At 63.0% G+C, this 18742-nt stretch carries 23 protein-coding genes and 1 pseudogene; 13 read left to right on the top strand and 11 right to left on the bottom strand.

Features of this window, described 5'->3' with window-relative positions:
- Positions 1-146 precede the first annotated feature (146 nt).
- Positions 147-719 (top strand): annotated as a pseudogene (locus NKT35_RS14710) (class I SAM-dependent methyltransferase); the annotation flags it as partial.
- A gap of 87 nt (positions 720-806) precedes the next feature.
- Here the strand turns inward: NKT35_RS14710 and NKT35_RS14705 are convergent.
- From NKT35_RS14705 to NKT35_RS14695, 3 genes are read right to left on the bottom strand one after another with little or no spacing between them, the layout of a single operon-like run.
- Positions 807-1367, bottom strand: coding sequence for a DUF4865 family protein (locus NKT35_RS14705; protein WP_254294222.1), 561 nt, complete (start codon positions 1365-1367; stop codon positions 807-809).
- Positions 1361-1768, bottom strand: a complete 408-nt coding sequence (locus tag NKT35_RS14700) for a tautomerase family protein (protein ID WP_254294220.1) — start codon at positions 1766-1768, stop codon at positions 1361-1363. The genes NKT35_RS14705 and NKT35_RS14700 overlap by 7 nt, the downstream gene beginning before the upstream one ends.
- Before the next feature lie 10 nt (positions 1769-1778).
- Positions 1779-2093, bottom strand: a complete 315-nt coding sequence (locus NKT35_RS14695; protein ID WP_254294218.1) for a carboxymuconolactone decarboxylase family protein — start codon at positions 2091-2093, stop codon at positions 1779-1781.
- 106 nt (positions 2094-2199) lie between these two features.
- Here NKT35_RS14695 and NKT35_RS14690 point away from each other — a divergent pair, with 106 nt between their 5' ends.
- The 8 genes from NKT35_RS14690 to NKT35_RS14655 all read left to right on the top strand — a co-directional run bounded on the left by NKT35_RS14690 (position 2200) and on the right by NKT35_RS14655 (position 8589).
- Complete coding sequence (locus NKT35_RS14690; RefSeq protein ID WP_254294216.1) at positions 2200-3108, top strand: LysR substrate-binding domain-containing protein; 909 nt, start codon at positions 2200-2202, stop codon at positions 3106-3108.
- A gap of 25 nt (positions 3109-3133) precedes the next feature.
- The gene (rsxB, locus tag NKT35_RS14685) at positions 3134-3898 is read left to right on the top strand and encodes an electron transport complex subunit RsxB (RefSeq protein ID WP_254294214.1); all 765 of its coding nucleotides are present in this window, start codon (positions 3134-3136) and stop codon (positions 3896-3898) included.
- Complete coding sequence (gene nth / locus NKT35_RS14680) at positions 3895-4527, top strand: endonuclease III (protein ID WP_254294212.1); 633 nt, start codon at positions 3895-3897, stop codon at positions 4525-4527. Before rsxB ends, nth begins: the two co-directional genes overlap by 4 nt.
- 122 nt (positions 4528-4649) lie before the next feature.
- Positions 4650-6107, top strand: coding sequence for a DegQ family serine endoprotease (locus NKT35_RS14675; RefSeq protein ID WP_254301395.1), 1458 nt, complete (start codon positions 4650-4652; stop codon positions 6105-6107).
- A 114-nt stretch (positions 6108-6221) separates the two neighbouring features.
- Positions 6222-6866, top strand: coding sequence for a dihydrofolate reductase family protein (locus NKT35_RS14670; protein ID WP_254294210.1), 645 nt, complete (start codon positions 6222-6224; stop codon positions 6864-6866).
- 35 nt (positions 6867-6901) lie between these two features.
- Positions 6902-7417: a hypothetical protein gene (locus NKT35_RS14665; RefSeq protein WP_254294208.1), complete on the top strand. Its 516-nt coding sequence runs from the start codon at positions 6902-6904 to the stop codon at positions 7415-7417.
- Between the two features lie 272 nt (positions 7418-7689).
- The gene (locus NKT35_RS14660) at positions 7690-8061 is read left to right on the top strand and encodes a DUF6463 family protein (protein WP_254294206.1); all 372 of its coding nucleotides are present in this window, start codon (positions 7690-7692) and stop codon (positions 8059-8061) included.
- Positions 8062-8067: 6 nt separating this feature from the next.
- Positions 8068-8589: a hypothetical protein gene (locus NKT35_RS14655; protein ID WP_254294205.1), complete on the top strand. Its 522-nt coding sequence runs from the start codon at positions 8068-8070 to the stop codon at positions 8587-8589.
- A gap of 76 nt (positions 8590-8665) precedes the next feature.
- On the opposite strand, the gene trhA is transcribed toward NKT35_RS14655, so the two are convergent.
- The 7 genes from trhA to NKT35_RS14620 form a co-directional block, all read right to left on the bottom strand.
- Positions 8666-9283 carry a PAQR family membrane homeostasis protein TrhA gene (gene trhA, locus NKT35_RS14650; protein ID WP_254294203.1) on the bottom strand — a complete coding sequence of 206 codons (618 nt, stop codon included), beginning with the start codon at positions 9281-9283 and terminating at the stop codon, positions 8666-8668.
- 165 nt (positions 9284-9448) lie between these two features.
- Complete coding sequence (adk, locus tag NKT35_RS14645) at positions 9449-10105, bottom strand: adenylate kinase (RefSeq protein WP_254294201.1); 657 nt, start codon at positions 10103-10105, stop codon at positions 9449-9451.
- Between the two features lie 39 nt (positions 10106-10144).
- A complete protein-coding gene (gene kdsB / locus NKT35_RS14640) occupies positions 10145-10903 on the bottom strand; it encodes a 3-deoxy-manno-octulosonate cytidylyltransferase (protein ID WP_254294199.1) in 759 nt (252 codons plus the stop codon).
- On the bottom strand, positions 10900-11082 hold the full coding sequence (locus tag NKT35_RS14635) for a Trm112 family protein (protein WP_254294198.1): 183 nt from the start codon (positions 11080-11082) through the stop codon (positions 10900-10902). The genes kdsB and NKT35_RS14635 overlap by 4 nt, the downstream gene beginning before the upstream one ends.
- Entirely contained in the window at positions 11072-12097 is a 1026-nt protein-coding gene (gene lpxK, locus NKT35_RS14630; RefSeq protein WP_254294196.1) for a tetraacyldisaccharide 4'-kinase, read from the bottom strand. Before lpxK ends, NKT35_RS14635 begins: the two co-directional genes overlap by 11 nt.
- 12 nt (positions 12098-12109) lie before the next feature.
- Positions 12110-12526 (bottom strand): ExbD/TolR family protein, encoded by a 417-nt coding sequence (locus NKT35_RS14625; protein WP_254294194.1) that lies wholly within the window; start codon positions 12524-12526, stop codon positions 12110-12112.
- Positions 12527-12528: 2 nt separating this feature from the next.
- Entirely contained in the window at positions 12529-13143 is a 615-nt protein-coding gene (locus NKT35_RS14620; protein ID WP_254294191.1) for a MotA/TolQ/ExbB proton channel family protein, read from the bottom strand.
- A gap of 278 nt (positions 13144-13421) precedes the next feature.
- Between NKT35_RS14620 and NKT35_RS14615 the strand changes: the two genes are divergently transcribed.
- On the top strand, positions 13422-13880 hold the full coding sequence (locus NKT35_RS14615) for a DUF4442 domain-containing protein (RefSeq protein WP_254294189.1): 459 nt from the start codon (positions 13422-13424) through the stop codon (positions 13878-13880).
- Between the two features lie 63 nt (positions 13881-13943).
- Here NKT35_RS14615 and NKT35_RS14610 read toward each other — a convergent pair whose 3' ends face one another.
- Complete coding sequence (locus NKT35_RS14610) at positions 13944-14240, bottom strand: ArsR/SmtB family transcription factor (protein ID WP_254294187.1); 297 nt, start codon at positions 14238-14240, stop codon at positions 13944-13946.
- A gap of 106 nt (positions 14241-14346) precedes the next feature.
- On the opposite strand from NKT35_RS14610, the gene gpmI reads away from it, so the two are divergent.
- From gpmI to NKT35_RS14595, 3 genes are all read left to right on the top strand, one after another.
- Entirely contained in the window at positions 14347-15870 is a 1524-nt protein-coding gene (gene gpmI, locus NKT35_RS14605; protein ID WP_254294185.1) for a 2,3-bisphosphoglycerate-independent phosphoglycerate mutase, read from the top strand.
- Positions 15871-15938: 68 nt separating this feature from the next.
- Positions 15939-17273, top strand: a complete 1335-nt coding sequence (locus NKT35_RS14600) for a murein hydrolase activator EnvC family protein (RefSeq protein WP_254294183.1) — start codon at positions 15939-15941, stop codon at positions 17271-17273.
- Between the two features lie 42 nt (positions 17274-17315).
- Positions 17316-18719 carry a S41 family peptidase gene (locus NKT35_RS14595; RefSeq protein ID WP_305883430.1) on the top strand — a complete coding sequence of 468 codons (1404 nt, stop codon included), beginning with the start codon at positions 17316-17318 and terminating at the stop codon, positions 18717-18719.
- Positions 18720-18742: the final 23 nt, after the last annotated feature.

Below are 18742 nucleotides of genomic sequence, written 5' to 3'. Positions count from 1 at the left end.
CATCCTTGATGACAGACTCCTTGCCAGACTTCGCCTCTCAGCCTGAAGCCGATCTAGCCCGCCTTGACCTCCTCCTTTCCCTCGCCGAGGAAAAGTGGCCCTCTTTCTATGCGAACCGGCAACGCCCCTGCCCATTTTTCGTCGACGCGCCGGATGAAAGCCTCGCCAGCTGGATCGCATCGGGCCGCCTCAGACCCGGCCGCGCCATCGATCTGGGCTGCGGCAACGGCCGCAACGCGCTATACCTCGCCAGCCTGGGCTTTACCGTCCAGGCCATCGATTACTCAGAATCAGCCGTCACATGGGCGCGCGAACGCGTCGCCGCCAGCGGTCTGGCTGTCGAGATCGCGCAGGCTTCAGTATTCGATTTCGTATTCGATAAGAATGGCGCGGATCTGGTCTATGATTCCGGCTGCTTCCACCACATCACGCCGCATAGACGCCAGCAATATATGCAGCGAGTCGCCAGCATGTTGAAACCGGGCGGCCATTTCGGGCTGGCCTGCTTCGCGCCGGAAGGCAGCAGCGGCCTGAGCGATGCGGAAGTCTATGCTCAAGCCACAATGGGCGGCGGATTGGGATATGACGAACAGCGCTTGCGCGAACTGTGGTCGCCCTGGCTGGAGATCGAAACCGTCGCTCCCATGCGCGACATGCCGGCAGATGGGCCGCTATTCGGCCGCGGCTTTCTGATGGCCATGCTGGCGCGCAAACGGTAGGGCGGAAGCCCCGCAGGGGCGCTCCGCCATTGGCAGACAATGGATGGCAGATCGCCCCGCACGCGGGGCATCTACCCTGAGCGCGCATCAATCCCCGCCCATCGACACCCGACCCACGCGGTAAAGCTCGCAAGCCGCCGCCAAATCACGCGGCGCCTCGCGCAGCAACAGGATGCGCGTGAGCAGCCACATCGAGGGATCGAAAGCGCTTGCCGCCGCCAGCGTGTTCGAATCGAGCAGTTGCGTTTGTCCCCAATCCGCCTCGGCCGCGCGCCGGGCCGCCAAGCTTGTTTCTGCAGGCAACGGCAAGCGCTCGATCACAGCGTGGCGGGCTTGCGCCGCGTCGTCCTTCCATTTGGCAAGCCAGACCAAAGCGCTTTGGACAACAGGCCGGCCGAAGGACTCGCTCAGCGCCGCGAAGCCAGGACCGGATAAAAAGTCGCGCATGCCCTCCGCGGCCCGCCATAGATAGAATGGCGCATAGGCGTTGGACACCGCGCCGGCCTCGCCTTTGATCGCATACAAGTAGGCTTTGAAAGCCAGCCCCGGCAAGCCGTCGGTCAAGTGGCCGCGCTCGGCGATGCGCGTCTCGATGGCTGACATCGGATAATCGGCCGGCAGCGCGATGCGATATTGCATGGTCAGCATAATTGCAGCTCCTGCCGGCTCAAGGCGGAGGCCTGGCGGCCATGGCTGAACGACCAGCTGTCCATCTCCCCGTCTATCAGCACCACCATCAGATCTGCGGGCGCCAAACCCGGCGACACGCTCAATAGTTCAGCCATCCTGGCATAGAGCGCCGCCTTGGCCTCCTTGGTTCGCGGCCGGCCAAGATGCAGCGTCACCAGCACAAAATCTTCCGAACGCGGGCCGCCGCCATACTCAGGATCGATGATCATCTCGCCAGCCTCGTGTTGATGGATCAATTGGAAGCGATCGGCCGGCGGCACGGCGATGCTGTCCACCATGGCTTGATGAATGCCGTCGGCCAGGGCGCGCAGGTATTGCGGCGACTTGCCTTTCAACAGGGAAATGCGGGCATAGGGCATGATGCTCTCCTTATCGAGCAGGATTAGCCAAAACAGCGTCTAGCTGTTCCAGCGCGGCGGTGGCGGACGGCCAACCGACATAGAAGGCCAAGTGTGTCAGCAGCTCGCTCAATTCCTCAGCGCTTAAACCGTTCTCCAGCCCTCGGCGCAGATGAAACGCCAGCGCCTGCGGCCGCGCCTGGCCGATCAAAGCGGCGATGGTGATCAGGCTGCGCTCGCGCGGCGACAAGGCGTCGCGACGCCAGACATCGGCGAACAAGACTTCGCGCGTCAGTTGATCCAGTTTCGGGGCCAGCCGGGGCAAAGCCTCTTGAGGCGAAAACATGCTTTTCTCCAGACAGTTGAGATCACGTCCTCACTGTAAGGCATGGCATTCATCCTGATAATCGAATATATTTCTAAACACCATCCCAAAAAACTGGATAATCATCATGCGACGCATCCTGCTGGACCCGGACGATCTGCAAAGCTATTGCCAAGGGCTGGAGCTGGGCAGCTTCGCCCGCGCGGCGGAACGGCTGCACCGCTCCACCTCCGCCGTCAGCGCGCAGTTGAAAAAGCTGGAAGAGCAGCTTGGCGTACCCATCCTGCAAAAAAGCGGCCGCGGCCTGACGCCCACGCCGGCTGGCGAAGCGCTGCTGTCCTATGCCCGCCGCCTGCTGGAATTGAATGACGAGGCGGTGGAGGCGGTGCGCGGCATCTCGCTGGCCGGCATCGTGCGGCTGGGGCTGGCGGAAGATTTCGGCGAAGGGCTATTGCCGCAAGTATTGGGCAGATTCGCCCGCGCCTGCCCCGAAGTGCGGGTGGAAATGCGGGTGGCCCGCAGCCAGGAGCTGCAAAGGCTGGTCGCAGGCGGCGAACTGGACCTCGCCCTGGCCTGGGACTCCGGCCCGCGCGCGCCTCACCATCAGGCTATCGGCCGCCATGCGGTGCATTGGATAGGCTCCGCCGCCAGCCGCATTTCATCCTCCCCCTTGCCGCTGGCCTTGTTCGATCCGCCCTGCGTCATCCGCACCCAGGTTTGCCAAGCGCTGGATCAGGCCGGGCGCGCCTGGCGGCTGGCTGCCAGCGGCACCAGCCTGGCGGGCTTGTGGTCGGCGGTGCGCGCCGGCCTGGGCGTCAGCGCCCGCACCGCCATCCAGTTGCCGCCGGACTTGGTGATACTGGACAAAACGGCTCATGCGCTGCCGCCGCTGCCCGCCATCGAACTGCTGCTGTGCCGCGCCGAAGCCCGGCTTGCGCCCCCGGCCCAGCGCCTGCACGACATCCTGCATCAGCGATTAGCGGCTCATCAAAATACGCAAGGTGTTGAAGCCGAAGCGCTTAACATCGATAATTAACGGTTTTTGAAGCGGAATCCGAAGCATGGCCGTCATCAAGCTCGTCGAACGGATCGACGCCCTCCTCCCCCAGACCCAGTGCGGCCAGTGCGGCCACCAAGGCTGCCGGCCCTATGCCGAGGCGCTGGCGGAGGGACGCGACCCGATCAATCGCTGCCCGCCGGGCGGCGAGGATGGCGTGCGGGCCTTGGCCGCGCTGCTGGACCTGCCAGTCCTTCCCTTCGACGCCGACGGCCCGCGGCCCAAGCCCCGCTCGCTGGCGGTGATACGCGAAGACAGCTGCATAGGCTGTACCCTGTGCATCCAGGCCTGTCCGGTCGACGCCATCGTCGGCGCGGCCAAGCAGATGCATACCGTCATCGCCGCAGAGTGCACCGGCTGCGAACTGTGCCTGGTTCCCTGTCCGGTGGACTGCATAGACCTGATCCCGGTCAGCGATCCGGCGGATGGCGAACGCGAACAGGTCATGGCCCGCGCGGCGCTGGCGCGCAAGCGCTTCGATGCCCGCCAGGCCCGCAAAGACCGCGACGCCGCCGACAAAGCCAAACGGCTGGCCGAGCGCGCACCTTCTGACAACCCCCAGCCTGCCGCGGCAAGCACTGCGCCCTCCAGCCAGGCCGCCGCCGTGGATAAAAACGAGCTGATCCGCAAAGCGATGGAGCGCGCCAAGCAGCAAGCGCCGGTGGCGGCTACCGCCTCGTCCGATAAAATGGCGGTGATCCGCGCCGCCATGGAACGCGCCGCAGCGATGAAAGCCGCCCAACAGCAAACCGACAAGGACGCAGAGTGAACGCCGCCAAGCGCCAAGAGATCTTCCGCCGCCTGCGCGAAACCAATCCGCATCCGACTACCGAGCTGGAATACAGCACGCCGTTCGAGCTGCTGATCTCGGTGCTGCTGTCGGCCCAAGCCACCGACGTCGGCGTCAACAAAGCCACGCGCCGCCTGTATCCGGTGGCCAACACTCCGACGGCGATATTGTCGCTGGGCGAGGAAAGCCTGGCCGACTTCATCAAGACCATAGGCCTCTACAAAACCAAGGCCAAGAATGTGATAGCCACCTGCCGCATCCTGCTGGAGCGGCACGGCGGCGAAGTGCCGCAAACGCGCGAGGCGCTGGAGGCGCTGCCCGGCGTGGGCCGCAAAACCGCCAACGTGGTGCTCAACACCGCCTTCGGCCAGCCCACCATCGCAGTGGACACCCACATCTTCCGCGTGTCCAACCGCACCCGCATCGCGCCCGGCAAGGATGTGCGCGAAGTGGAAGACAAGCTCGAACGCTTCGTGCCGGCCGAGTTCAAACTGGACGCCCACCATTGGCTGATTTTGCACGGACGCTACGTCTGCAAGGCGCGCAAGCCGGAATGCCAGAACTGCGTCATCGCGGACCTCTGCGAATATCCGGCAAAACCGTTATGATAAAAAGGGAGAGGGAGACTGGGCGATCATGCCGATAAAAAATATTGCAAATTCAACGGCCCGCCCCCATTTACCCCGATAGTCAAACAAGAGGATTGCCTGTGACTACAAGCATTCGCATCATGGCCGGCGCCCTGCTCGCGGCGTCGCTACTGTCCGGTTGCGACAGGATAGAGCAGCTTGTCAAAGGCAGCAGCCAGCCCGCGCCCGTCGCCATCCCCGCCCAAAACAACGGCCAGGTGGCGATGCTGTTGCCAGACTTCACGCAATTGGTCAGCCGCGACGGCCCCTCCGTGGTCAATATCCAGGCTAGCCGCGAAAACGCGTCGCCGCAGCAGCAAAGCAGCATGCCCTTCCCGGTGCCGGAAGACGACCCGCTGTACGACTTCTTCCGCCGCTTCATGCCCAACCAGCCGCAGCAGCAGGATCAGGCGCCTGAGGAAAGCGTGTCCTACGGTTCCGGCTTCATCATCAGCAGCGACGGCTTCATCCTGACCAATGCCCACGTGGTGGCGGATGGCGGCCAGATCCGCGTCACGCTGACCGACAAGCGCGAACTGCGCGCCAAACTGGTGGGCCTGGACAAACGCAGCGACGTCGCCCTGCTGAAAGTAGCGGCGGCGGATCTGCCGGTCGCCAAGATAGGCAACCCCTCCGACTTGAAAGTCGGCGAGTGGGTGGCCGCCATCGGCGCGCCGTTCGGCTTCGACAATACCGTCACCGCGGGCATCGTCTCGGCCAAGGGCCGCAGCCTGCCGGATGAAACGCTGGTGCCCTTCATCCAGACCGACGTGGCGATCAACCCCGGCAACTCCGGCGGCCCGCTGTTCAACCTGCGCGGCGAAGTGGTCGGCATCAATTCGCAGATCTACAGCCGCTCCGGCGGCTTCATGGGCATCTCCTTCGCCATTCCCATTGATTTGGCGATGCAGGTGGCGGATCAGCTGAAAACCAAGGGCAAGGTCAGCCGCGGACAACTGGGCATCAACATCCAGGAAGTGACGCAGGAGCTGGCGCAATCGTTCGGGCTGCAACGCCCGTCCGGCGCGCTGGTCGTGCGCGTCGATCCAAAAGGCCCGGCCGCACGCGCCGGCCTGCAAGCCGGCGACATCATCCTGAAGCTGAACAATCAGGTGATCGACAGCTCCAAAGACCTGCCCATGCTGGTGGGCGCGCTCGGCCCCGGCACCAAGATCAAGCTGATGGTATGGCGCAAGGGCATCGAGAAAACGCTGGAAGCCACGCTAGCCGAACAGCCGGACAACACCGGCAGCGCCAAGCCGGCCAATGACAGCGCGCCGCAAGGCTATCAGTTCGGCAAGCTGGGTTTGACCCTGTCCGAGCTGACCCAGGAGCAACGCGCCGATCTGGGCATACGCGGCGGCTTGCTGATCCAGCGCTCGCAGGGCCCGGCAGCCCGCTCCGGCCTGCAAGCCGGCGACATCATCGTCGGCCTGAACCAGAGCGACGTGACCAGCATCAAGGCCTTTGAAAAGGCGCTGGCCGATGCCGGCGGCCATGCCGCGCTGCTGGTGCGCCGCGGCGAATCGGTGCTGTTCATCGCGCTGAGAACCGACTAAGTCCAGACCTGGCCGCATCGACACAACGCCGCTTCATTCGAGGCGGCGTTTTCTTTTCCCTGCGCGCCGCCTATAACTCAGCCATGACATGAAACTATCCAGGCGGATAATGACATGACCAAGCTGAAAGTCGCCTGCCTGTCCCTGTCGCTCGACGGCTTCGCCGCCGGCCCCGATCAAAACCTGGAGCAGCCCTTGGGCAAAGGCGGACTGGCGCTGCATCAATGGGCCTTCGCCACCGCCGCCTTCCAGAAAATGCATGGCGGCAAGGGAGGCGAAACCGGCATCGACAACCAGTTCATCGAACAAGGTTTCGACAAGGTCGGCGCCTGGATCATAGGCCGCAATATGTTCGGCCCGCTGCGCGGCCCCTGGATGGATGAAAGCTGGCGCGGCTGGTGGGGAGAAGAGCCGCCCTATCATGTTCCCGTCTTTGTGCTGACCCACCATCCTCGCCCGCCGTTGCGCATGCTGGGCGGCACCACTTTCCACTTCGTCGCCGACGGCATCGCAGCCGCCCTGGAGCAAGCCAGACAGGCGGCGCATGGCCAAGACATCCGCCTGGGCGGCGGCGCGGACACCATCCGCCAATACTTGCGCGCCGGGCTGGTGGACGAATTGCACCTGGCCATCGCTCCGGCCTTGTTGGGCGCGGGCGAGCCCTTGCTGGCCGGCCTGGATCTTCCCGAACTGGGCTACCGCTGCTCAAGCAGCGTATCCGGCGAGCGAGCCGCCCATTTCATTTTGCTGAAAGACTGAGTCAAGCCTCACGCCCATATCGCCAGGAGACCGAGATGAACCTCATAGACAGCCTGGACTTTCTCGCCGACAGCTATTGGTACGTGCCGGAACCCGGCCTGCCCGCCCTGCGCTATGAGCCGGACAGCCAGACCCTGGCCTGGCGCGGCGATCAAACCGTATGGCACATTTCCGGCTGCGCCCAAGGTTATTTTTGGGGCGCTTGCTCGGCCTTGATCTACCAGCCGGGGCAAGCCGCATCGGCCCGGCCCAGCTTGCGCACCCTGGCCGGCAGCGTCACGCCTGACGGCATGGTGCAGATCAACTTCGCCCAGACGCGGCTGCTGAAAGAATCCATCATTGTCGGCAACGGCCGCCTGCTGCAAATTGGCCGGACATGGGCTTTTCAGATGCAGATGACCGCGTCGGCGGCGGGAGAGCTGACTTTGCACTGGGCCGATATGGCGCCGATCACGCCCGAATCGCCAGATTGGCGCAGCTTGCCTGGCGCGGGGCTGTCGGTTCCGCAGATGCTGGAGGGGGCCGTTTATCCACGCTTCGACAAAGCCTGACTTGGCCTGTCGCGGGTTTGGGCCTTGCAGCCGGCCCGGCTCCATCACAATGGCTTTGCCTCAGCGCCTCTCTCCCGCTCGCCGCCCAAACAAAATGTGGATGGCCGCTTGCCTTCCCGAGGGCAGGCAAGCGCTGCGCCTATGCCGCTCCAGCCCCGGCTAGACGCGTAGCCGGCAGACAAATGCAACAGCTTGTGTAAATACGAATTAAATATAGACAAGCGGCAATTAAATTCCATTATCATATCAAAACACTTTCCCGAGGCTTGGATATGAAGCAATGGATAGGCCGCAGCCTGATCGGCATTTCGATTTTGCATAGCGCATTTGGCTTATGGGTATTCCGCGATGCGCTGTTTCAACGCAAAAGCGATGGCGCATTGAGTTTTTTGTCGGAGATGTCCCACATGTTAGTCATGTGGTTTCTGCTATTCGGCGCCGCGCTGTTTCTGCTCGGACTCGCGGTCATGAAACTGGAACAGGCGCTGCACGGCGAGCTGCCCAAGTCGCTGGGCTGGGGTTTATTGATCCTGGCGCTGACCGGCATCGTGCTGATGCCTGCATCCGGCTTCTGGCTAGCCCTGCCCCCCGCCTTCGCCATTTTGCTGCGGAGACAGTCAAACCCTTCGTTGATAAGACTATAAGCCGGCATGGACCCTGCGCCCCGCTCATTCAATCACATCAATCCCGATCACTATCTGAACCGGGTCGGCAACACCCTGCCGCGGCCCGAGCAAGGCAAACGCGCCTGGATGCTGGCCTATCAAGAGCTGGACAAGAAGCTGCGGCAAGGACAGGGCCAACTCAAGCTGTGCCTGGTGTGCGGATTGCAAGGCTCGGGAAAAAGCAGCTGGATCAAGCAATATGGCCATGGCTTGGGCGACAGGATCATTTTTCTGGATGCCGCCCTGCCCTCGCGGCAAGCCCGGAGCAAAGCGCTGACAATCGCCAGCGACAATGACAGCCGCGCCATCGCGGTCTGGGTGCATGCTCCGCTCAAGCTCGCGCTGGCGCGCAATGCTCTGCGTCCGCCGGAGCAGTGGGTTCCGGAAACCATCATTCAACACACGCATGAGCTTTGGCAGCCGCCGCAACTGGATGAAGGTTTTCAGCAAGTCATTGAGATTGATGCCGCCCATCCCGGCATGCCGCCGCGCCGAACCTGGGAATGAGCCACTCAAGCTCCTTGCCGCAATATAAAAAAAGCGAAGCCCCAAGGCTTCGCTTTCATCTTGGCCATCGCCGCGCTCAGGCGACGTAATTCAACACGCACACATACTGGCAGATGCTGCCGCCCAGCACGAACAGATGCCAGATGCCGTGGCCATGGCGTATCTTCTCGTCATTGAGAAACCAGTAGATGCCGACGCTGTACAGCAAGCCGCCCAGGCCCAGCCAGAACAAGCCGCCCGGTTCCAGCGCCTCGATCAGCGGCTTGATGGCGATCAGCACCAGCCAGCCCATCGCCACATACAGAATCATCGACAGGATCCGCGTGCGCCGCCCCAGCGTCAGCTCCTGGATGATGCCGAACAGCGCCAGCCCCCAGCTGATGCCGAACAGCGTCCAGCCCCAGGCGCCGCGCAGCGTCACCAAGGCGAACGGCGTATAGCTGCCGGCGATCAGCAGATAGATCGCCGAATGGTCGCACTTCTGCAGGATGGCCTTGGCCCGGCCCTTGAAGCTGTGATACAGCGTGGACACCAAGTACAGCGTCACCAGCGTGCCGCCATAAAGACTGAAGCTGACGATCTTCCATGGATCGCGTTGCAGCGCCGCCTCCACCACCAGCACCACCAGCCCGGCTATCGCCAGCAAGGTGCCGGCAAGATGGGAATAGCCGTTGAAACGTTCCCCGTGATACATCTTGTTTTCCTTGACCGGCCGCGCCGGCGTGATTGCATGTCAAAACTGGTTCGACGCCCTCTGCGGTGTCGGGTTCCATTGTCCTCCTTGCTGTGTGACAAAACCAGCACAGAACGCAAAAAAGCGGGCGCAAGGCCCGCTTCCAGCTTCAGGACAAACGGAGTATCAGACGCCCAGCGCCTTCAGCACCTCGTCGCGCACGGCTTCCACCGCGCGGGTGCCGTCGATCTTCACATACTTCGGCGCCTTGGCGTCGCCGGCGGCAGCCAGCTTGCCGTAGAAGCCCACCAGCACGGCGGTCTGCTCGTGATAGACCGACAGGCGTTTCTTGACGGTGTCTTCCTGGTCGTCGTCGCGCTGGATCAGGTCTTCGCCGGTCACGTCATCCTTGCCGGCCACTTTGGGCGGGTTGAAGGTCACGTGGTAGGTGCGGCCCGAGGACAGGTGCACGCGACGGCCGGCCATGCGCTCGACGATGGCCGCGTCCGGCACGTCGATTTCCACGACGTAATCGATGTCCACGCCGGCGGCGATCATCGCCTCGGCTTGCGGAATGGTGCGCGGGAAGCCGTCAAACAGGAAACCGTTGGCACAGTCCGCTTGCGCGATGCGCTCCTTCACCAGGCCGATGATGATGTCGTCGCGGACCAGGCCGCCGGCATCCATGATGGCCTTGGCTTCCAGGCCCAGCGGCGTGCCAGCCTTGACCGCGGCGCGCAGCATGTCGCCGGTGGAGATTTGCGGGATGCCGAATTTTTCACGGATGTAGTTGGCTTGGGTGCCTTTGCCGGCGCCCGGCGCGCCCAACAGGATCAGTCGCATGTATTTGACTCCAGTCTGTTTCGATTTAATTGTATTTGTTTACCGCGCAAACAGCCGACGCACCCGTTCCAGGTCTTCCGGCGTGTCCACCCCTGCGGCCGGCGCCTCGCTCGCCAGGGCCACCATAATGCTGTAACCATGCCAGAGTACGCGCAATTGTTCCAGCGCTTCATACTGCTCCAGCGGCGCCGCTTCCAGACCGGTGTAAGTCTTCAGGAAACCTGCGCGGTAGCCGTACATGCCGATGTGGCGATACGCCGGCAAGCCGGCAGGCAAGGCCGAGCGGTCCGCCGCGTAAGCGTCGCGGGCATAGGGAATCGGCGCGCGGCTGAAGTACAGCGCGCGGCCATGCTTGTCCAGCGCCACCTTCACCACATTGGGATTGAAATGATCGGCGGCGTCATGGATGGCGTGCGCCAGCGTCGCCATCGGCGCGTCGCTGGCCGCCAGCATATCGGCCAACTGGTCTATCAGCGCCGGCTCGATCAGCGGCTCGTCGCCCTGCACATTGACCACGACGGCGTCGTCGGCCAAGCCCAGCGCCGCCGTCACTTCGGCCAGGCGATCGGTGCCGCTGGCGTGGTCCTCGCGCGTCATCACCGCGTCCACGCCGTGAGCCTGGCACGCGGCCAGGATGTCGGCGTGGTCGGTGGCTACAATCACTCGGCCGGCGCGGCTCTGCGCCGCCCGCTCGGCCACGCGGACCACCATCGGTTTGCCGGCGATATCGGCAAGCGGCTTGCCCGGCAGGCGGCTGGAAGCCATCCGCGCCGGGATCACCACGATGAATCCGCTCATTTGACTTCTTCTTCCGGAGCCAGCTCGCGCGCTTCGCTCTCCAGCATCATCGGGATGCCGTCCTTGATCGGGAACGCCAGGCGATCGCCCTTGCAGATCAGTTCTTCCTTGCTCTTGTCGAGCGCCAGCGGGCCCTTGCACAGCGGGCAAACCAGGATTTCCAGAAATTTAGCGTCCATGTTCCATCTTCAAGCGGGCTAGTATCCATCCGCACAGATCAGGCGCCAGCGTGGCCTGAACCGGCAAAACCCATAGTCTAGCACGCTGCGCCGCGTCATGAAGCGCCCGCGCGAGCTTGACCGCGTCCTTGCTGGTGACGATCACCGCGTCGGCGTCGGCGGGAATGTCCTCCGCGGCGAAGGGATGATGATCGGGGAAGGACAGCTGACGATCCGCCGCCACGCCCATGGCCGCCAGCGTATCGAAGAAGCGCTGCGGATGGCCGATGCCGGCCAGGGCCGCCACGCGCATGCCGGCAAAGTCCGCTGCGCAGCGCTGCCGAGAGGGATCATCCAGCGCATGCAGCGCCGCCGGACTCAAACTCATGGCGAAACGCGGCAAATCCTCCGGCAATGGCAGCGCGGCGCCGGAGCCGGAGCCGTTGACCACCACCGCGTCGACGCTGCGCAGGCGCGAGGCCGGTTCGCGCAAAGGGCCGTTGGGCAGCAGCCTGCCGCTGCCCAGGCCGCGCCGGCCATCCAGCACCGCGATTTCCAGATCGCGAGCCAGCCGGTAGTGCTGCAAGCCATCGTCGCTGAGGATCAGCCGCACCTCAGGATGCAAAGCCAGCAAATGGCGGCCGGCGGCCACGCGGTCGCGCCCCACCACCACCGGCGCGCCGCAGGCGGCCAGCAGCAAGGGCTCGTCGCCCACCAGGGCAGGATCGCTGCCCGGCCTCGCCTCGGTCGGCGTTTGCGCCTGGCCGCCGTAACCGCGGCTGATCACGCCCACCTTGACGCCGCGCGCGGCGAAATCCCGCAGCAGGCTCTGCGTCAACGGCGTTTTGCCGACGCCGCCGACATTGATATTGCCTATCACCACCACGGGAACCGCGAGCTTCTCGCTCTGCTTCCAGCCCCGCCGAAACGCCAGCCGGCGCCCTGCGGACAGCAACGCAAAAAGCCCTTCCAGCGGCGCCAGAAGGGCTGTCAACCAGCCTCGCGGCCGGTACCAGTGTTGTTCAATCAGATTCATGCCGCTCCGGGCTTACTGCAGATTCTGGGTCGCAAAGGTCAGTTGCGACAGCCCCGCCTCGCGCGCGGCTTCCATCACGGTGATCACCGACTGGTGGGTGGAGCGCGCATCGGCGTTGACCACCACCACCACGTCGCTCTTGCCCGCCGACGCGGCTTTCAGCTTGGCCAACAGCTCAGCCTTGTCGCCTCGGGCCAGCTTGGCGTCGTTCACCGCCATCGCGCCGTCGGCCGCCACCGCCACCCGGATTTCCGTGGTCTTGTTCTTCTGCTGCTCGCCCTGAGCCGTGGGCAGATTGATCTTAAGCTCGGAAAAACGCGAATAGGTGGTGGTGACCATCAGGAAGATCAGGATCACCAACAGCACGTCGATCAGCGGGATGAAATTGATTTCCGGCTCTTCCCGGCTTCTGCCGCGGCGAAAATTCATGCTCAGTCTCCGTTCTTGCGGTCGCCGTGCACCACTTCCACCAGCTTGATCGCCTGCGCTTCCATATCCACCAGCAGGCCATCCACCTTGCTGCGGAAATAACGGTAGAACATCATGCTGGGAATGGCGACGATCAGGCCGAAGGCGGTGTTGTACAACGCCACCGAGATGCCGTGCGCCAGTTGCTGCGGATTGGCGCCGTTGCCGTTTTGCGAGCCGAAGATCTCAATCATGCCGATCACGGTGCCCAGCAAGCCCAAAAGCGGCGCCATCGCGGCGATGGTGCCCAGCGAGGTCAGCAGACGCTCCAGCTGGTAAGCCACCTGGCGGCCTTCATCCTCGATGGACTCTTTCATCACCTCGCGGCTGCCATTGACATTGCGCAGGCCGGCAGAGAACAAGCGGCCCAAGGGCGAATGCTGATGCAGCTTCTGCAGCAGCTCTTCCCTATCGCCGACTCGGCAGTACTCCTGCAGCGTTTGCGCCAGCAAGCCTTTTGGAACCACGGCGCTTTTGCGCAGCGTGAACAGTCTTTCCAGGATGATGGCCAGCGACACAATCGAAGCCGCGATGATGGTCCAGATCGGCCAGCCGGCCGCTTCAACGATCGCCCACACGAAACGCTCTCCGTAATCGATTCAAACGAGGAACTTTATTACCTCAAACCGGCTGAGGCAACCTTGGCGCGGAAAAATTCCCGCCCATTGCCGCTTTTTTGGGCAAACACAGCCAAAACCAGCCGCCACCAGCCCGCCCCACAACTTATCCACAGACTTATTCCGGGATTGCTGTGGATAAAAATATACATCCAAACCACGCGCCATCCTGGCTGGATTGACATGCGTCAAACTCTTGCCGAGGATGTCAATATCCAAACGACCGTTTGACTAAAGAAATGAACCTGCCCATCTGGCTGATCAAGCTGCTGTTCAATCTGTGGCCGCCCTTTCTCGGCGCCAGCATTCGCGTGCACAAGCTCTCGCCCGATTTCCGCCAAGCCGAAGTCCGCCTCAAGCTGGGCCTGGGCAACCGCAATTACGTCGGGGTGCACTTTGGCGGCAGCCTGTACGCGATGACCGATCCCTTTTACATGCTGATGCTGCTCAGGCAGCTGGGCAATGACTACTATGTCTGGGACAAGACCGGCCGCATCGACTACATCAAACCCGGCCGCGGAACCGTGCGGGCGCTGTTCGATCTAGACGACGGCCTGCTGGAGGACATCCGCCAGCGCACGGCGGGCGGCGAGAAATACCTGCCGGAAATGACAGTGCAGATACGCGACGGCGACAACGAATTGGTCGCGCTGGTGCACAAGACCCTGTACGTCAAGCGCAAACCGGAAAAGCGCTGACAAACGGCGCATAGGAAAAAAGCCGCTGAAAGCGGCTTTTTCACATCGAGTCCTGGCTGGCGCTTACTCTCCGAAACCGCAGAATACTTCGCGCATCATCTTCAGCACTTCCAGCGTACGGATATCGCCCACACGATAGAACACGCGGTTGGCGTCCTTGCGCGTGCGCAAAACGCCCTTGTCCCGCATAATGGCCAGATGTTGGGATATATTGCTCTGGGAAGTGCCAACCTGCTCGACAATGTCTTGCACGCTCACTTCCCGGTCCTCCAGGACCGATATGATCTTCAGGCGCAGCGGATGCGACATGGCCTTCATCGCCCGCGAGCTCTGCTCGATCTGATCATCGTTGAACAGCAATGCTTTTCTCCTAATGTAGCGTCATTTTATTGATTTGACTGCGGTACAATAGTATCGGCAAAATTAGATACTATCAAGGTTTTCTAATATTCTGAATGCGAATGCCATGAGCTCAATCACCCCTGTCTTGCTGCTGATTCTGGACGGCTTCGGCCATCGCACCGAAGGCGACGACAACGCCATCCTGCATGCCAACATGCCGATCTGGAACAATCTGCGCCAGAAGTACGCCTACGGCACCATTAATGCCTCGGAAAACTTTGTCGGACTGCCTTCCGGCCAATTCGGCAACTCCGAAGTGGGCCACCTCAACATCGGCGCCGGCCGCATCGTCCAGCAGGACATCAGCCGCATCGATTGCGATATCGAGGACGGCCTCTTCGCCCAAAATGCCACACTGCGGCAAGCCATGAGTAAAGCTCAAGACTCAGCACTGCACGTGTTTGGCCTGTTATCCGACGGGGGTGTGCACAGCCATGAGAATCACATCCACGCCTTGATCCGCGCCGCCCAGGCCGCCGGCGTGCCCAAGATTTACTTTCACGCCTTCCTCGACGGCCGCGACACGCCGCCGCGCAGCGCGGAAACCTATCTCAAGCGCCTGGACGCGGTGCTGGCCGAGTGCCCGAACGCGCGCCTGGCCTCCGTCGCCGGCCGCTACTGGGCGATGGACCGCGACAAGCGCTGGGAGCGCGTCGAGCCCGCCTACCGCCTGCTGGTGGAAGGCGAAGGCCTGTTCCACGCCGAAACCGGCCTGGAAGCGCTCAAAGCCGCCTACGCCCGCGACGAGAACGACGAATTCGTCAAGGCCACCGGCATCGGCGCGCCGGTGAAGATGCAAGACGGCGACGCGGTGATCTTCATGAACTTCCGCGCCGACCGCGCCCGCCAACTGACCACCGCGCTGACCGACCCGGCCTTCGACGGCTTCCAGGCTCGCCAGCCCAAGTTCTCCTGCTACGCCACCCTCACCTCTTACGGCGAGGCTTACTCGGCGCTGCCGGTGGCCTACGCGCCGCAGAAAATCAGCATGGGCATGGGCGAATACCTGTCGTCCCAGGGCTTGAAGCAGCTGCGCATCGCCGAAACCGAGAAGTATCCGCACGTCACTTACTTCTTCAACGGCGGCGAAGAACAGGTATATCCGGGCGAAGAGCGCATCCTGGTGCCCTCGCCCAAGGTGGCCACCTATGATCTGCAGCCGGAAATGAGCGCCGGCGAGGTGACCGACAAGATCGTCGCCGCCATCCAGTCCGGCCAATACCAGGCCATCTTCTGCAACTACGCCAACGGCGACATGGTCGGCCACAGCGGCGTATTCGACGCCGCCGTGAAAGCGGTGGAAGCGCTGGACGGCTGCATCGGCCGCTGCGTGGACGCCATGCTGGCTGCCGGCGGCGAAGTGCTGATCACCGCCGACCATGGCAACTGCGAACAGATGTACGATGGCGAGCACCACCAGCCGCATACCCAGCACACCACCAACCAGGTGCCCTTCCTGTACATCGGCCGCCAGGCCAAGGTTCAGGACGGCGGCTCGCTGCGCGACATTTCGCCGTCGCTGCTGGCCATGATGGGGCTGAAGCAGCCGGCGGAAATGACCGGCCGCTCGCTGATAGACTTCCAGTAAGCCCTGCTCTGTCCGCGGCCGTGCCGGGCGCGGCCGCGGACAGCCACATACTCGAAAGACAACCCGGAATGAAACGCTACCTGCTGCTGGCCCTGATCGCCGGCGCCGCGCAAGCGGCCAACACCGACTCCTCCACCCTGTCCGTCGCCCCTCATCAGCAAGATTTGAAAAACGTGCGCAAGGAAATCGACAGCCTGAAAAAAGACCTGGCGCAGAAGCAGACGGTGCAGAAGGAAGCGCAGAGCGCCATCAAGGAATCGGAACAGGCGATCACCCAGACGCGCCAGGCGCTGGCCACGCTGGAGCAGAAACAGAACCGATCGGAGCAGCAACTGGCCGACCTGCGCGCCCAGATCGAGAAAAGCCGCAAGAGCCTGGCCGAGGTGCGCGGCCGCGTCGGCCAGATGCTGGTGCGCCAATACAAGAACGGCCAGCACGATGCCATGAAGCTGATGCTGAACGCCAGCGACCCGAACCAGAGCGCGCGCGACCTGACCTATTACCAACATATCGCCCGCGCCGAGCAGCAACTGGTGCAGCAATTGATAGACCAGCAGAAAAAGCTGGAAACGCTGTCCGCCCAGCTGGAGCAAGAGCTGGCGCAACTGAACAGTCTATCCAACCGCAAGTCTCAGGAAAAAACCGAGCTGGAGCAGGACAAGACCCAGCAGGTCCAGCAGCTCAACAAAGTGGCCGGCGAGATCAAGCAAGGCCAGAGCAAGCTCACCCAGCTACAGGAAGACGAAAAGCGGCTGGGCAATCTGATCGCCCAGATCAATCGCGAAATCCAGCGCCGCAAAGCCGAAGCCGCCCGCAAGGCCGCCGAGGCCCGCAAGGCCAAGCTGGCAGCGGCCCGAGAAGCCGCGCGCAAGGAAAACGAACGCCGCCGCAAACTGGCGGAACAGGCCAAGAAACAAGGCAAACCGGTGCCGGAGGAAGCCAAGAAACAAGTCGTGGTCAAGGAAGAGCCGGCGCAGAAGGTGGACGACGTCGCCGACGACAGCGCGGCCGGCCGCGCCTTCGCCAGCCTGCAAGGCAAGCTGAAAATGCCGGTGGCGGGCCAGATCGCCGGCAGCTTCGGCAAGATGCGCCGCGAAGGCACCACCTGGAAAGGCATTTTTATCCGCACCGCCAACGGCCAGGCCGTCCACAGCGTAGCGGACGGCACGGTGGTTTATGCCGACGAGTTGCGCGGATTCGGCAAGGCAGTCATTATCGATCATGGCGGCAATTACATGACCGTCTACACCGGCCTGTCCGTCATCGGCAAATCGTCGGGCAGCAGCGTCAAAGCCGGCGAAACACTTGGCAACACGGGAGCACTGGACAACGGCGATGCCGGACTGTACTTTGAAATCCGACACTTGGGTCGCCCCCTCAACCCGCAAGCCTGGGCGCGGTAGACGCCCGCAATGGAGAACTTGCACAGCATGAGCAGCCAAAGAATGAAAAAGATAGCCTGGTTGGTGGCGGGAGCCATGGCCGGCGGCGTCCTGACCCTCAGCATGCAGGCGCTGGCAGACAAAGAAGCCTCGCCGCTTCCGCTGAACGAGCTGCGCACCTTCGCAGAAGTATTCAGCCTGATCAAACAAAGCTACGTCGAGCCAGTTGAAGACAAGAAGCTGATCGACGAAGCCATCAAGGGCATGCTGTCCGGCCTCGATCCGCACTCCGCCTACCTGGGACCGGAAGAGTTCAAGGACCTGCGCGAAGACAATCAGGGCGAGTTCGGCGGCCTGGGCATCGAGATCAGCTCCGAAGACGGCTTCGTCAAGGTGATCTCGCCCATCGAAGACACCCCGGCGCAAAAAGCCGGCATCAAGAGCGGCGACCTGATCATCAAGATCGACGACACCCCGGTGCGCGGCCTGTCGCTGACCGACGCGGTGAAGAAGATGCGCGGCAAGCCGGGCAGCAAGGTCACGCTGACCGTCGCCCGCAAGAACGAAGCCAAGCCGCTGGTCTTCACGCTGGCGCGCGCCGTGATCAAGACCAAGAGCGTCAAATACAAGATGCTGGAGCCCGATTACGGCTACGTGCGCATCTCCCGCTTCGCCGAGCACACGACCGAGGATATGGCCCAGGGCTTGCAGAAGCTCTACAAGGACAACAAGCAGCCGCTGAAAGGCCTGGTGCTGGACCTGCGCGACGATCCGGGCGGCCTGCTGACCAGCGCGGTCGGCGTGTCGTCCGCCTTCCTGGCCAAGGACAAGCTGGTGGTCTACACCGAAGGCCGCACGCCGGACGCCAAGATGCGCCTGACCGCCACGCCGCAGAACTACGCCATGCAGAATGGCGGGGACCCGCTGGCCACGCTGCCCGCCCAAGCGCGCAACGTGCCCATGGTGGTGCTGATCAACGGCGGCTCCGCCTCGGCCTCGGAAATCGTCGCCGGCGCGCTGCAGGATCAGAAGCGCGCGGTCCTGGTCGGCACCCAGAGCTTCGGCAAGGGCTCGGTGCAGTCGGTGCTGCCGCTGGGCAGCCTGGGCGGCATCAAGCTGACCACCGCCCGTTACTTCACGCCTAGCGGCCGCTCCATCCAGGCCAAGGGCATCACGCCGGACGTGATCGCCGAAGACGCCACGCTGACCTCCGCGGACCAGGCGCTGCGCATCCGCGAAGCGGACCTGGAAAATCACCTGGCCAATCCGAACGGGGACAACAAGCCCGCCGCCAAGCCGGCGCCCGTCCAGGCCAAGCCCGCGCCCCAGCCCGACAAGGCCAAGGAGCCGGCGAACGAGGAAAGCCAGTACGGCCCGCGCGAACCGAACCCGAAGAACGATTACCAATTGTCGCAAGCGCTGAATGTGCTGAAGGTGCAGCAAGTCCTGCAAAAACGCGGCAGCTGATCCGCGAGCGTTCCGCCACAATG

The sequence above is a fragment of the Chromobacterium sp. IIBBL 290-4 genome (assembly GCF_024207115.1).
Classification (GTDB): Bacteria; Pseudomonadota; Gammaproteobacteria; order Burkholderiales; family Chromobacteriaceae; genus Chromobacterium.
This window is presented reverse-complemented; position numbering and strand designations above follow the sequence as displayed.

What these genes read in the sequence shown, in the direction of transcription:
- rsxB (WP_254294214.1), top strand. Translation starts at nt 3,134, where the DNA reads ATGGCCGTCATCAAGCTCGTCGAACGGATCGACGCCCTCCTCCCCCAG.
- NKT35_RS14690 (WP_254294216.1), top strand. Translation starts at nt 2,200, where the DNA reads ATGCGACGCATCCTGCTGGACCCGGACGATCTGCAAAGCTATTGCCAA.
- NKT35_RS14600 (WP_254294183.1), top strand. Translation starts at nt 15,939, where the DNA reads ATGAAACGCTACCTGCTGCTGGCCCTGATCGCCGGCGCCGCGCAAGCG.
- adk (WP_254294201.1), bottom strand. Translation starts at nt 10,105, where the DNA reads ATGCGACTGATCCTGTTGGGCGCGCCGGGCGCCGGCAAAGGCACCCAA.
- NKT35_RS14670 (WP_254294210.1), top strand. Translation starts at nt 6,222, where the DNA reads ATGACCAAGCTGAAAGTCGCCTGCCTGTCCCTGTCGCTCGACGGCTTC.
- NKT35_RS14655 (WP_254294205.1), top strand. Translation starts at nt 8,068, where the DNA reads ATGGACCCTGCGCCCCGCTCATTCAATCACATCAATCCCGATCACTAT.
- trhA (WP_254294203.1), bottom strand. Translation starts at nt 9,283, where the DNA reads ATGTATCACGGGGAACGTTTCAACGGCTATTCCCATCTTGCCGGCACC.
- NKT35_RS14665 (WP_254294208.1), top strand. Translation starts at nt 6,902, where the DNA reads ATGAACCTCATAGACAGCCTGGACTTTCTCGCCGACAGCTATTGGTAC.
- NKT35_RS14625 (WP_254294194.1), bottom strand. Translation starts at nt 12,526, where the DNA reads ATGAATTTTCGCCGCGGCAGAAGCCGGGAAGAGCCGGAAATCAATTTC.
- gpmI (WP_254294185.1), top strand. Translation starts at nt 14,347, where the DNA reads ATGAGCTCAATCACCCCTGTCTTGCTGCTGATTCTGGACGGCTTCGGC.
- NKT35_RS14635 (WP_254294198.1), bottom strand. Translation starts at nt 11,082, where the DNA reads ATGGACGCTAAATTTCTGGAAATCCTGGTTTGCCCGCTGTGCAAGGGC.
- kdsB (WP_254294199.1), bottom strand. Translation starts at nt 10,903, where the DNA reads ATGAGCGGATTCATCGTGGTGATCCCGGCGCGGATGGCTTCCAGCCGC.
- NKT35_RS14595 (WP_305883430.1), top strand. Translation starts at nt 17,316, where the DNA reads ATGAAAAAGATAGCCTGGTTGGTGGCGGGAGCCATGGCCGGCGGCGTC.
- NKT35_RS14695 (WP_254294218.1), bottom strand. Translation starts at nt 2,093, where the DNA reads ATGTTTTCGCCTCAAGAGGCTTTGCCCCGGCTGGCCCCGAAACTGGAT.
- lpxK (WP_254294196.1), bottom strand. Translation starts at nt 12,097, where the DNA reads ATGAATCTGATTGAACAACACTGGTACCGGCCGCGAGGCTGGTTGACA.
- NKT35_RS14675 (WP_254301395.1), top strand. Translation starts at nt 4,650, where the DNA reads ATGGCCGGCGCCCTGCTCGCGGCGTCGCTACTGTCCGGTTGCGACAGG.
- NKT35_RS14705 (WP_254294222.1), bottom strand. Translation starts at nt 1,367, where the DNA reads ATGCTGACCATGCAATATCGCATCGCGCTGCCGGCCGATTATCCGATG.
- NKT35_RS14615 (WP_254294189.1), top strand. Translation starts at nt 13,422, where the DNA reads ATGAACCTGCCCATCTGGCTGATCAAGCTGCTGTTCAATCTGTGGCCG.
- NKT35_RS14660 (WP_254294206.1), top strand. Translation starts at nt 7,690, where the DNA reads ATGAAGCAATGGATAGGCCGCAGCCTGATCGGCATTTCGATTTTGCAT.
- NKT35_RS14700 (WP_254294220.1), bottom strand. Translation starts at nt 1,768, where the DNA reads ATGCCCTATGCCCGCATTTCCCTGTTGAAAGGCAAGTCGCCGCAATAC.